11 protein-coding genes are annotated in these 12,466 nt (G+C 48.8%); 3 read left to right on the top strand and 8 right to left on the bottom strand.

Translation table 11 applies throughout. The features are described 5' to 3' along the window. Positions 1-299 precede the first annotated feature (299 nt). Positions 300-1,457, top strand: coding sequence for a conserved virulence factor C family protein (locus GXP70_RS07990; protein ID WP_162355960.1), 1,158 nt, complete (start codon positions 300-302; stop codon positions 1,455-1,457). A 594-nt stretch (positions 1,458-2,051) separates the two neighbouring features. On the opposite strand, the gene GXP70_RS07985 is transcribed toward GXP70_RS07990, so the two are convergent. Beyond that, positions 2,052-4,424, bottom strand: a complete 2,373-nt coding sequence (locus tag GXP70_RS07985; protein ID WP_162355959.1) for an alpha-L-rhamnosidase-related protein — start codon at positions 4,422-4,424, stop codon at positions 2,052-2,054. Between the two features lie 128 nt (positions 4,425-4,552). Between GXP70_RS07985 and GXP70_RS07980 the strand changes: the two genes are divergently transcribed. After that, positions 4,553-5,401, top strand: coding sequence for an AraC family transcriptional regulator (locus GXP70_RS07980; protein ID WP_162355958.1), 849 nt, complete (start codon positions 4,553-4,555; stop codon positions 5,399-5,401). Between the two features lie 102 nt (positions 5,402-5,503). On the opposite strand, the gene GXP70_RS07975 is transcribed toward GXP70_RS07980, so the two are convergent. The 3 genes from GXP70_RS07975 to GXP70_RS07965 form a co-directional block, all read right to left on the bottom strand. Continuing rightward, positions 5,504-5,992, bottom strand: coding sequence for a DUF6933 domain-containing protein (locus tag GXP70_RS07975; protein WP_162360360.1), 489 nt, complete (start codon positions 5,990-5,992; stop codon positions 5,504-5,506). 80 nt (positions 5,993-6,072) lie between these two features. Next, complete coding sequence (locus GXP70_RS07970; protein ID WP_162355957.1) at positions 6,073-6,789, bottom strand: DUF6155 family protein; 717 nt, start codon at positions 6,787-6,789, stop codon at positions 6,073-6,075. A 186-nt stretch (positions 6,790-6,975) separates the two neighbouring features. Further along, complete coding sequence (locus GXP70_RS07965; RefSeq protein ID WP_162355956.1) at positions 6,976-7,203, bottom strand: hypothetical protein; 228 nt, start codon at positions 7,201-7,203, stop codon at positions 6,976-6,978. Positions 7,204-8,099: 896 nt separating this feature from the next. On the opposite strand from GXP70_RS07965, the gene GXP70_RS07960 reads away from it, so the two are divergent. Next, on the top strand, positions 8,100-8,651 hold the full coding sequence (locus tag GXP70_RS07960) for a hypothetical protein (protein WP_162355955.1): 552 nt from the start codon (positions 8,100-8,102) through the stop codon (positions 8,649-8,651). A gap of 539 nt (positions 8,652-9,190) precedes the next feature. Here the strand turns inward: GXP70_RS07960 and GXP70_RS07955 are convergent. From GXP70_RS07955 to GXP70_RS07940, 4 genes are all read right to left on the bottom strand, one after another. After that, positions 9,191-9,580 (bottom strand): type II toxin-antitoxin system death-on-curing family toxin, encoded by a 390-nt coding sequence (locus GXP70_RS07955; RefSeq protein ID WP_162355954.1) that lies wholly within the window; start codon positions 9,578-9,580, stop codon positions 9,191-9,193. Beyond that, positions 9,577-9,750, bottom strand: coding sequence for a DUF2281 domain-containing protein (locus tag GXP70_RS07950; RefSeq protein WP_162355953.1), 174 nt, complete (start codon positions 9,748-9,750; stop codon positions 9,577-9,579). Before GXP70_RS07950 ends, GXP70_RS07955 begins: the two co-directional genes overlap by 4 nt. Positions 9,751-10,150: 400 nt before the next feature. Continuing rightward, the gene (locus GXP70_RS07945) at positions 10,151-11,017 is read right to left on the bottom strand and encodes a hypothetical protein (protein ID WP_225442717.1); all 867 of its coding nucleotides are present in this window, start codon (positions 11,015-11,017) and stop codon (positions 10,151-10,153) included. Positions 11,018-11,847: 830 nt separating this feature from the next. After that, complete coding sequence (locus GXP70_RS07940; protein ID WP_450091389.1) at positions 11,848-12,174, bottom strand: WapI family immunity protein; 327 nt, start codon at positions 12,172-12,174, stop codon at positions 11,848-11,850. Positions 12,175-12,466 lie beyond the last annotated feature (292 nt).

Below are 12,466 nucleotides of genomic sequence, written 5' to 3'. Positions count from 1 at the left end.
AGACACCGTCGAGAGCGAGACAACCCCGAGAGCGAGACAACCCCGAGAGCGAGACAACCCCGAGAGCGAGATACCGCCGAGAGCGAGACATCGCCGAGAGCGAGACTTCACCGAGAGCGAGACTCCACCGAGAGCGAGATACCGTCGCCATGCGTACGCCGTTCTGGAAATATTCGCCGTCTCCAACTAAATAACCATCCCCTCCGGAGGTGACGCCATTCGCGCAATGGTTTGTGATTCGCCTTCCGGATGGTTTACACTGGAATGGAACGCATGAGCGAGAAACGGAGGTTGAATCGATGAAATTGACAGGCATTGAACCTACGCCAAGTCCGAATACGATGAAATTGAACGTGGACGAGAAGCTTGCGCCGGGCCAGCGGTTTAGTTATGCGGCTGCGGAGGCATCGAGCGCGCCCGAGCCGCTGCGCGGCCTGCTTGCCATCGAAGGCGTGCGGGGACTGTTCCGCACGGCGGATTTCATAGCGCTCGACCGGAAGCCGGGGGCGGACTGGGAGCGTATTCTGTCCGCGGCGCGGGTTCTGCTGCAGAGCGAGGAAGCCGGCGGAGCCGGGACTGGCGGCGGGCCGGCGGCCGCCGGCGCCTTCGGCGAAGCCCACGCGTTCGTGCAGCTGTATCGGGGGATCCCGATGCAGGTGCGCGTGCGCACGCCGGGCGGCGAGTCGCGCGCCGCGATGCCCGCGGCATTCGCGGAGGCGGTCACCCGCGCGGCCGGCGCGTCCATGATCCGCGAGCGGAAGCTGGAGGAGCTCGGCGTCCGCTACGGCGAGCCCGACGACATTGCCGCGGAGCTCGTGCGCGAGCTGGAAGCCGCCTATCCGCAGGAGCGGCTGGAAGCGCTCGTCGAGGCGGCGATCGCGCTCGGCGCCTCCGGCGGCGAAGCCGAGGCCGCACCGGTCGTGCGGCCCGCGCCGCTGACGGCGGAGCAGCTCGCGGCGAAGCTGGCGGACCCTGACTGGTCCGTCCGCTACGAGGCGCTGAACCGCACGGCGCCGACGCCGGAGATGCTGCCGCTGCTCGCGCAGGCGATCGGCGACGACAACGCCTCCATCCGGCGGCTGGCCGTCGTCTACCTCGGCGAGCTGCGCCTGCCGGAGGCGATGCCGCTGCTGTTCGCCGGGCTGCGGGACGCATCGGCATCCGTCCGGCGCACCGCCGGCGATACGTTGTCCGATCTTGGCGACCCCGCCGCCATCGGACCGATGATCGAGGCGCTCGGCGACCGCAACAAGCTGGTCCGCTGGCGCGCCGCGCGCTTCCTCTACGAGGCGGGCGACGACACCGCCGTCGAGGCGCTTGAACGGGCCGCGGCCGACCCGGAATACGAGGTCAGCCTGCAGGCCCGCATCGCGCTGGAGCGCATCCAGCGCGGCGAAGAAGCTGCCGGCTCCGTCTGGCAGCAGATGACGCGCACCCGCGAAGGCGGAGCGAGCTAGCGCGGAGCGAGCTATGCGGGCTGCCGGCAACCGGTGGAAATCCGGCGAATTCGCTACATGTAGCGTACTGGATACACTACATTGGCGGCATTCCGGCGAATTCGCTACATGTAGCGTACTGGATACACTACATTGGCGGCATTCCGGTGAATCCGAGTCATGTATTGTACTGAATACAATACATTGGCGGCATTCCATCGATCCCGTGCCATGTAGCGCACTGGGTTCACTACTTTGGCGGAATTGCACCGATTCCGTGCCATGTAGTGCACTGGGTACACTACATTAGCGGAATTCCGCCGATTCCGTGCCATGTAGTGCACCGGGTACACTACATTGGCGTAATTCTACCGATTCTGTGCCATGTGCACTGGGTACACTAAATCGCGATTCGCGAGATTCCACCGATTACTAGAACACAACAAGACGGTTCCAAACCGCGCCCAGCGCGGAATGGAACCGTCTTTTTCATTTCTTATGCCTTGCTCTCACGGTACTCCTGCCAATACCTTTGCCCAGCCGCACCGCTCCATTCCCGCTTCCGGTCCTTCCCCTACACAGGATCGCAAATAAAGCTAGCTGCTCAGCCGCCCATCAAATCGGGCAGGCCACCCGGAACGACGCCTGCTCGCGCTCATGCGTCGAGCCGTCCGGCAGTACGACGACGGCCGGCACGCCGGCCGGCACTTCCGCGTCCAGCGTGAAATGGCCGTCCGCGATTTCCCAGCGGACGCGCACTTCGCCCATCGGCGTCGGTACGGCGCCTTCGGCCCAGGTCTGCCCTGCTGGCTTCGGCTCGATGCGAACCGCGGCGAATCCCGGCAAGCCCGGCTTCACGCCCAGCGTCTCCGCCGGGTATTCGTACAGCGGAAGCGAGCTCCACGCATGGTTGTCGCTGCGCTGTTGAACCGGATCCTCCACCCATGCAGTCAGCCCGAGAGCGATCTGATCCTTCCACGCCTGCCACAGCTGCTCGGTCCGCCCGTAGCGTCCCGCCTTCGCGAGAGCCCGGAATAAGAAATGACTCATGGAGAAGGACGCTTCCGCCAGATCATTACGCGCGAACATCCGGTCCATCAGCGCGCCCGCGGCCTCGCCTTCCACGGCGCCCGAGAGCACGGCCCACAGCTGGGCATGCTGGCTGAACATCGCAACCGCCGGGCCGTCGCGGAACAAGCCGCTCGCCTCGTCGTAACAAGAGGCGAGCACCGCCGCGTTCACTGCCTGTGCCCTCGACCGGTATTCCGCCGCTGTATCCGTGCGGCCGGCCGCTTCGTTCAGGTCGGCCCCCTGCTGCAGCGTCACGGCATACATCAGGTTATACGCGGTCAGCGCGCCTTCTCTTCTCGCAGGCGGAGCGCCTGCCGTCTCGTTCCACGATTCCACCCAATCGACGAAGGCCCAATACGGCTCGGGAATGTAGCCGACAAGGCCGTCTTCCTCCACCAGCCGCTCGAACCAGCCGAGCACGGCATCGATCGTCGGCAGATACCGGCGGACGAGCGCCGCGTCTCCGAAATGCGCGTAATGGTCGTACACCATCTGAACCCAATAGAGCGCAAACCCCGGAATGACCTGCCGGGAGACTGACGGATAACGGCTCTGGAGCATGCCGGACGGAATGAGCGAGCTGTGAAAATCATAAATCGTCTTCCGCCCCAACCGGTCGTCTCCGCTGACGGCATACGTGAACAGCGCCTGCGATTTCGCATCCATGATGTACTGCATCTGCTCGTAGTAGGGGGTATCCTCGTACGTATCCTGCATGCAGTTGCGCAGCGTGTTCAAGCTGATGCGCCACATGTCGTCCGTCAGCGGATCGGACGAGCGGACGCTGCCGAGCTCCTGCAGCGGGTAGCTCGTCGCGCGCCACCGCAGGCTCGCCAGCGTAAGCGGCTCGTCCCCTGCTTGCAGCGCAACCCGGACAAAACGGAACGCGCGGCGCCCCATCGGCTCGTACGTCTCCGGCCTGCCCGGACGTCCCCAGCCCGCCGGACTGTAGAAATCCTCGTTGCCGATCAGGATTTTGCCCTCCGGATCGTCGCGCACGGTTTTGCGCTGTCCGCCGTGCTGCTCGGGGTGCTCGTACTCGTACGCTTCCGCATAGAGCAGAGCGACGCGCCCGCCTCCGCCCTCGCAGACATCCAGCTGCACGTACCCCGTCGTGAGCAAGCCGGCGTCCAGCTCGAGCCATGCCGACTCACCCGGGTTCAAGCGAAGGGGGAAAATCGCCTCCACGTCTGCATCCGGCGCGATACCGGAAGCGCGCATAACGCGCACGAATTCGCGTTCCGTTTCCTGAAGCGCCGGAATCGGCCGAGGCTTCAGCTGCCACGGCAGAAGCTGGCCCCATAGACGGTCAAGCGGCTCGATCGGCCCGCCGCAGACGGCCCACGAAGAGTCGTCGAAGCCGGCTTCCCGCCAATCGGCCGGGATGAGGCTGCCCTGCACCTCTTCCGTTCCGCCGACGAACAGCGTCTTCGTCTCCGCCTGGATGCCGACCGCCTCACAGCTTGTCATCCGCCACGAGCCGTCGGTGTCCAGCTTGAGCGGCTCCGCTCCGCTTCTGTCCGTGAGCGCGCCCTGCAGCCATAAGCCGCCGATATCCGAACGCCATTCGGACATCGGGCCGCCCTCCGACGGGCCGCCGATCAGAATACGCGGATAATGCACCACTTCCACCGCGATGACATTGCTTCCTTCGCGAAGATACGGCGCGAGCTCGACCGTATCGTAATATTGGTTGAAATCATCGCCCTTGCACGGCCCGCGCAGTACGAAAATCCCGTTCACGTACAGACGGTATTTGCTGTCGGCCGTCACTTCCACGGTCAACGCCGATTCGGCGGGGTTCGCGACCTGGAACGATTTTCGAAAGAACGTACGCTGCTGTCTGCGCGCCGCTCCGGCATTGCTGTCACTGCTTGGCCATATCCAGGCCGCCGTCCATGGGTGTCGATGCTCCATCGTTAATCCCTCCGAATATCATCATGTAAACGCTTGACATCCTCATTATAGAGAGATACAACGATTAATAGAGGGTGTATCGAATCACAGATGGAGTATATTGGTTCAAATCAAGGAGGAATACCGCCATGACGGAAACGTATCATTTTACGCAAGCGCAGTTCATTCATCCGGAGGAACGCATCCGCATTCATACGTTGAACAACGCCATCTACCGCACCGTCACGCGGCACAAGCATGATTTTGTAGAGCTGTTCTACGTCCGTTCCGGCAAAGCGCTGCACCGGCTGAACGAAAAATCTTTTCGCGCGGGGGCGGGCGACGTGTTCGTCATTCAAGCGGGCGACGTGCACGCCTTCGAGCCGATTACGCCTCAGTTCGAGTGGATCGACTGCATGTTCACGCCCGACTTCGTCGACTACGACGTTCGCTCACTGCCTTCCGGGCGCAAATATTACGCGAGCGACGGCATGGAAATCGAATATTTGATGCAGACGATGCTGCGGGAATACGAGGACAAGAAGCCGGCTTACTTGACGAAGCTGCGGGGGTATTTGCTCGCGCTGCTTGCGGAGCTGGGGCGCCAGGGTGAACAGGGTGCGGAGAACGACTACGTCAGGCGCAAAAAAACGCGGCTCCTGCAGGAGGCGATCGCCTACGTTCACCAGCATTACCGCGATAAAATCAAACTGGATGACGCGGCGGCGAAGCTCGGCATCAGCCGCAGCTCCCTGAACCGCTTGTTCCGCGGCCAGCTGCACGACAGCTTCGCCGGGTTCGTGAACGCTTACCGGCTGGAGCAGTGCAGTCGCCTGCTTCGCTCCGGCGACGCGCCGATCCGCGATGCTGCACTGGAATGCGGCTTTGCCGACGGCAAACATTTTCGCACCCAGTTTCGCCGGCGCTTCGGCATGACCCCGGGGGAGTTTCGGAAAGCGGCCGTGCCGGACGGAGGCGATCCGGCGGTTGAGCCTTGATCCGGAACGGAACGTCCGCCAAACTGGATTCCGGACGGAACAAGTGTTAGCGACGCAGCGTGAATAAGGTGTTATGTGATGCCTATGCCATCCAGAATCTTTTTACAAGTAATTACTTTGAATAGCATCTTTAAATACTTTTATTGGTTCTTTATAGTCAATTGGCTTATGAATAATTCGATTTATCCATTTCATAAGTTCATATTCATTCTCGAAATCATTTACATCCGTACTGTACAGCGTTACTTCTTTCATTGTCCCTAAGACACTTCTATTGTTAGTTTTTGAAATAGCTATCTCCTGTCCATCTCTTATATATAAATCTATCAGTTTCTGTTCCATTCCTTCAGTTTTAAGATATTCAGTTAATGTTATGCGGAATTTATCCACTAATTTATGAAATTGTGACGATCTAATACCATCTATAATCACACTTAGTCGACTTAAGTCATTGATGAGTATAATATGCTTTCGATTATTTAATTTAATAATATTGGCATGCCAACTAAATAATGGCGAAATAAACTCATTTTCTTCAGGAGAAACTTTCATATCATTTAATAAGATTTGAGTAAATCTAAATACGAACATTTTCACTCTTGTCCTTTCTATGCTCTTGCACAGGTTTCACATTACGTTCTTGTATACGCGACACACTAGCACCTTAAGGCTCAGGAGGAGCCGGCCGCGATGCGGTTAGGTGGTGCGGGTGTGTCCGGCTGACTCCGCTTCCTGGCTCCAGAAAATACTTCCCCGAATCCACTTCTAACTCCCTGCCGAACCGAGGGTCGAATTGGCCCGAAGCGTGAATTTGGTGTTATACGACGAGACTTCTGGATGCTTACAAAGCATTCATCATCTGCATACTCACGTTCCAGTTCATAAAATAAATCTGCTAAACATTCATAAAATCCCCAACCAGTTCCTTCTGCATCTTCAACAGCTGTTCTTAAACGTTCTTCAAATACACCATACAGATTCAATTCATGGTTATCTCTAATTTTCTTTATGACTTGGCCATACATTGAAATCATCGAATCATAAAATCTTTCATTAATATCACCACAATCATTCGTAAACTCGATTCCTTGCTCGACATATAAAAGCATTAAATCAATCGATTTCGAAATGTCGTTACAAAGTTTATTAAAATTACTTATAGCCTGCTTGGCTTGGGATAAGCGTAATTTAGGCTCCCCCTTGTCAGGATAGAATTCGTGAATAATCGCTTTCTTCGCATCTTCATAAAATTCAATGACACTGTCTTCCGGATTAAGTTTTATTTGAAAATACTTTCTCACTTCTTCATTGAGTTTATAGCACTCCATGACCATTGCTACGATTTCAGCATGAGAGCTATCTTTAAGAAATCGCTTTAATTCAACCAATGATAAATTTTTTTTTTGACATTGAGATCGTCCCTTCAATTTGACCTAGAATCTGATTGCTTGGTCTTGTCGTATAACGCTTGTGTTCATGAAACCGAGTATAGCATTTTTCTTTTCTTGATAAGTTACTTCAGCTAATTCGAGAAAGCTAGTGTTCTTAGTCTTATACCATAAACCTCGATACGTTTATTTTGAGTTATCCGCAGTTAGTATTATAGTTATCATTTCTCCAACATCAAGTCCATTAAATTCCTTTTTATTAGTTGCTTTCAATGGAACTGACCAAATATTGAACGTTGCTTTATATTCCCCTAGCATTATGTTAAGTTCATAATTACTTTTGCTGGCTCTATCATAGCTACTTCTTTCATATGTACCTAATATTGATACTAATTCTTTATCACTAACTGGCATAGTTGTTGGCCAGCTTACTATACCCTCTGATTCCGCTCCCAGTCTTCTCAACTTCAGTCTGGACCGAGGGCAAGGCCGAAGCGTGAATGAGGTGTTATCTAATGCCGGTGCACTCCTCGCGTTACTTGCTCCATTCCTATGGCTGTTAAAAGGCGAGTTAATTCCTCTTAAGGATGTTGAGCATGAATTATGAAAATAAAATTCCACAAGGATGCCAGCGACCGAAGCGTGAATGCGGTGTTATCTGATGTACTCGCCTTCTTCGAACTTGCTAAAATGGTACTTCTTCATCTTCTTCTTTGTCTTCATTCGCAACTGACTCATCAACGCAATACAATTCATCTCCGTCATAGCTCTCACAAAATTGATCTTCTATCTCCTTCTGTCTTGTCTTAGTTACTTGGCTTTGAAAGCTAATCTTTAATTGTTTCAAATACCTAGGGTCCGTACGATGACCCAGTATCTCAAGTTCCCTCACAGCACACAGAAGATTACCGCGAAGTGCTTACTATAGCCCCTGACCAAGTTGCTCCCATTGTATTTGAGTAACCATATCTTTGCTGCTTGAAGTCTCCCTAACCGATTAAGTCTTTTATGTCTTGGTGTGTTTGAGCTGTTCTTGTTGTTCTTCATTTTTTCACTATCTTTCTATGTAATTTCAGGTTTTTCAGATAACGTTCTTGCGTTCACGAACCCGAGAGCCTTAAGTGATCGTAGGGAGCGGGTCGCAGACTTAGGCTCAAACTTACCTGCTTCTAACTTCGGCCGGACCAAGAAGCGTAAGCCCGCAGTGTGAATACGATGTTATGTGAAGTTAAATTCCTACAACTTATATACTTGTTTAGGTGTTCAAAAGTATAGTACCATTAAGTTGGAAATAAAAGGGTGGTGTAAATGTGGGGCTAAATTATTTGAATCTCGATCAAGAAACTAGAAAGTTTATGACTATTGAATTGAATATTGATATTGAGCAAGGAAAAGTATACTTAAGTCCAAGGTTGAATAGTATTGGTAAGGCAAACTACACCAATGCTTTGAAACAGTCCTTTTTAAGTGGTGAAGATTCCTCGCTATCAAAACAACTTAGAAATGGCTATTTATCCGAAACTGAACAAAGAAAGACGAAGGTTGGCTATACTACAGCCAAGGTACCTATTACAGCACCGGATACGTTAGCTGAGGGAGAATTTAATAGATATTACATACGTGCATTATGTAGGCGTGCCTTGGATGATTCTAATTTTGAAATAGTTGTTTATCGTGCCAAAGAAGTTTCGGATCCTCGACCTTCATCAAAAGCGAAAATTGGTGAAAGGTTTGATCCTCAACAATTAATTGATGATTTAAGAAATAATATTGGAGTTGATACTAGTCTGGGTCTTCCTCCAGGTCCAAATTCTGGTTTGAGCGTACAACTCAAAGTTAAATCTCAAGAAGTTACTGCATAACTAATTAAAATAGGAATCGCGCAAGATGAGTGCGCCTTTTCGATTGAATAAATGTATTGCATTAATTTCACAAACCGTTCGTGTATTCACGACGCCTGACGGAGTCGGATGTGTCCGGCTGAGTCAGCTTCCTGGCTGCTCAACTTATGTCCGGACCAAGGGCGCCTGCCCGTAACGTGAATACGACGTTATCTGATGGATATTCCTTTTATGATTTCGCTTTCAAATTTTCTGTTGATGTTTTTAAACGCATTTCCTTCCTTCCAGTATTTGCTGTCAATCAAAGAATCCGCAATAACCTTTCTACCTGTTAAAGCAAAATATCTAACTGTTGAATAAAAAAGGCTAGCTATTGGTGGGAGCAGTATTTCCATTGCTTTTTTCTGGTTTTCTTCTGTTTCTTCATCAAGCTTTGGAAAATTAATCTATTATCCCTTGCAAATACCTACTTTCAGGCATAGCCGCGCAGCGTGAATCCGGTGTTAAATGATATGCCGGCCATCTTCGAATTTCTTACTTCCCTTGACAATGAAAAAACATCAAGCTTGTTCTTTCACTTGATGTTGGATAATCCATCGTTCGATATGTGATTCTCCAAACTTTCCTTCGGCGGTTTTTATACCCAGTTCAATTAATTCGCTTTGTTCGTATTTAACAGAAATATGATTCAACCGCAATAACATTAATAAAACTGCAACCCCAACTCGTTTATTTCCATCTACGAAACCGTGATTTTTTATAAGTGCATGACTAGTCACAGCAATTTTTTTGATTGATCCTTCATAAAGTTCACGCCCATCAAAAGTAACTAATGTCTTATTCAATGCACTTTCGAGCATCCCTCGATCTCTAATGCCTTCCGCTCCACCTGTAGCTTTTAATATCTTCTCATGAAAGACAATCAATTGCTCAATCGTGATCGTTATCATTTAGCCAGTTCCTTTAATGCTTCATGGTTTTCCGTTATAATCTCATCCATCATGGATTCCAATTGTTTGTTTGTTCGGTTTTTTAAGAATTCAACAAAATCAAGGACTTCAATCTTTTTATCTTCTGGCAAGGTTAAAAAATCTTGAATGAGTTTTTCTTCTATACTCATGAAGAACGCCTCCTACTTGTATTTCATTATTATACACCAACACACAAGGGAAATTACATTTGTTTCCTTAAGTTGTTTCCGATTAGCCGGCATTTCATTAACGTTCTTGTATTCACGAACCCTTACTGCCTAAACCGACCGAAGGGAGAGGCCACGACGCGGTTAGGCAGTATAGGGTTGTCCGGCTGATTCCGCTTTCTTGCTACACAATTTACTCCATCCGAATCCACTTCTTTTGCTCCGGTCCGGACCAAGCGGCGTAGCCACGCAGCGTGAATCCGGTGTTATCGGAAGTGATTGCCCTCTTAATTTGCATTTTATAACTTTCTATAACTTTTGAAAAATGACATCTATAATTACTATAAAGTATACGATTGTTTAATATAACTATAAGTAAAGTTTAAATTATTTCTGGAAATACAGACTTTTGTATGTCACTTCCTAATTTGTGGAATTGAGCGTTACCACTCTCATCAAAGCCATGAGCTATACATTTAACAATAATGTCATCATTTTGAGATTGCTTTTGACCAATTAATGCACCTTTTAATTCTAATAATTCTCTAGCAACCTGAGGTCTAAAACAAACATTATAATTTAATTTATCTTTAAGTGACGGATATGCCCAAGCATCTTGAACAACTCTAGGCGGTAAATCAAAAAAAGACTTTGCTATAAATTCAGAAACACAATATAAGTACTCTGTCCCTACTCCTACATCTCTACAAAATTCTTCTCTCAAAAAATCGTTAATAATATCATTTACTAATCTAGCTTTTTCACTATAAATCCCTAAAGACTCATAGTTGTATTCTTGACCTATCACATTTACTTTTATTTCATCTTTCGCTTCGTATATTATTAAAGCGTAATAAGAGCCATAAGGTACTTTTACTTCTTTTAAAGTAACTGAGGGGTTTATTGGCGTAGTATAAAGCAGAGATTCATTAGGTTTATTCAATCTGCCATATTGTCGTATAAATTCACTTGGTGCATTCCAAAAATCCGATTCAATTTTCAAGTTTCTATTTGGAATCAATGATCCATCTAATACTCTAGCTCTAAAGAACTTCGTACCTTTAGGGTAAAAATTCGAATTAGTGAAATAAATAAAATTTCCTTTAAAAGTAAGTACATCGAATATCTCATTATTTATAGCTTCTTGTGTCATAATTGAGATGTTCAAATTCCTAAACCTTCTTATTTTACCTAACAATTCTCTAGGATCTATTTGTTCAAGAAATTCAATATGGCTTTCTCTCGACATCAATCGAAACACTTCTTTCTCAATTGTTTATTAATTTATGCTTTGTTAATTTCCGATAACGTTTTTGTGTTCACGAACCCGAGAGGCTTAAGTGAGCGTAGGGAACGAGTCGTCAGAGTTAGCCTCGCAGGGGTGTCCGGCTGAATTCACCCTCGGCACTTCTACTACGGTCAGGACCAAGGACGCAAGCCCGCAGTGTGAATACGGTGTTATCCGATGCCTTCGACCTCTCGAGTATTCTCACACTATCTTTATCTCTTCAAACATTCCTTCGATATTCCCTTGGAGCTATTAATATGTTTCAATAACCCACCCTCAAAAATCTCCTTAAAAGCCCTTAATAGTGCTCTTAAAAGCGTTCTTAAAAGCGTTCTTAAAAGCGTTCTTAAAAGCGTTCTTAAAAGCGTTCTTAAAAGCGTTCTTAAAAGCGTTCTTAAAAGCGTTCTTAACTGGTATTGTATCCCATTTTTAGCGGATTAGCACTTTCTATTCTTCATAAAAAAGCACCGCGGCGGCGAAGGGGGTTACCCAATTGCTCGCTTGCCGGCGCGACTAGTGTATTCTGTTCTTCGTGTTGTTGATGCTATCTTAATATGTCTTTAATATGCACTCGAAGGTTTCGCATAACGTTCTTATATTCACGACGTCGAAAGACTTAAGGAAATGCTGGAATGACGCAGCCATCCGGCACACCGGTTCGCGAAGCGAGATTTGTCTTGCAGCTGTGTCTGGCTGCTTCTTCTCCCACGAAATCCCTCTGCCGGACCGAGGGCGAATGCCCGAAGCGTGAATATGGTGCTATAAGATGTCCCCACCTTCTAGAAATACCCTCACAGATTCTTAATGCCCTTCATGCCACCGTACTTTAAGTTAATCAATTTTAAGTCTTCAATTGTCTTCACCAAATAACTTTGATCTGATTCAATTGAAAATGTTAATTCATTATCAACACTTGGAAATTGTTTATAGCTTCCACTTATATAAATCCTTCCACGTGGATCAACTTCAATTGTTACTTCAAAATCCATATCCATAGACTTCAAAATTGCTTTTCCTTTTAGTTCTTTATAGATCTCATTTATTTCGTTATAAAGTTGAAACAATTGACCTGTAGTCAGCCAAATTGATCCCTGAACGAAATAGTTACCACTTTTTATTTGAATTACACCTTTAAAATCATATCCTCCTATATAACTTGTCGTGTCAGGGAACCCAACACTTCCTCAATGCTAATAATAATCTGTTGATTCTCTTCTCCGAAAATGTGAACATCCATTTAGATCACCTATCTTTTTTTTAAAAGGTTTGTGGGGATTTCTTATAACGTTCTTGCATTCTCGACGCCCGACGAAAGTCGGGTGTGTCCGGCTGCATCCACTTCCAAGCGCTTCTCCACTTCGGTCCGGAGCGAGGGCGGATGCCCAATGCGTGAATGAGGTGTTATCGGAC

The organism is Paenibacillus lycopersici (genome assembly GCF_010119935.1).
GTDB classification, from domain to species: Bacteria; Bacillota; Bacilli; order Paenibacillales; family Paenibacillaceae; genus Paenibacillus_Z; species Paenibacillus_Z lycopersici.
This window is presented reverse-complemented; position numbering and strand designations above follow the sequence as displayed.

Excerpts from the sequence above, each read along its gene's own strand:
- GXP70_RS07990 (WP_162355960.1), top strand. The coding sequence starts at position 300 with ATGAAATTGACAGGCATTGAACCTACGCCAAGTCCGAATACGATGAAA.
- GXP70_RS07985 (WP_162355959.1), bottom strand. The coding sequence starts at position 4,424 with ATGGAGCATCGACACCCATGGACGGCGGCCTGGATATGGCCAAGCAGT.
- GXP70_RS07980 (WP_162355958.1), top strand. The coding sequence starts at position 4,553 with ATGACGGAAACGTATCATTTTACGCAAGCGCAGTTCATTCATCCGGAG.
- GXP70_RS07975 (WP_162360360.1), bottom strand. The coding sequence starts at position 5,992 with ATGTTCGTATTTAGATTTACTCAAATCTTATTAAATGATATGAAAGTT.
- GXP70_RS07965 (WP_162355956.1), bottom strand. The coding sequence starts at position 7,203 with ATGCCAGTTAGTGATAAAGAATTAGTATCAATATTAGGTACATATGAA.
- GXP70_RS07955 (WP_162355954.1), bottom strand. The coding sequence starts at position 9,580 with ATGATAACGATCACGATTGAGCAATTGATTGTCTTTCATGAGAAGATA.
- GXP70_RS07950 (WP_162355953.1), bottom strand. The coding sequence starts at position 9,750 with ATGAGTATAGAAGAAAAACTCATTCAAGATTTTTTAACCTTGCCAGAA.
- GXP70_RS07945 (WP_225442717.1), bottom strand. The coding sequence starts at position 11,017 with ATGTCGAGAGAAAGCCATATTGAATTTCTTGAACAAATAGATCCTAGA.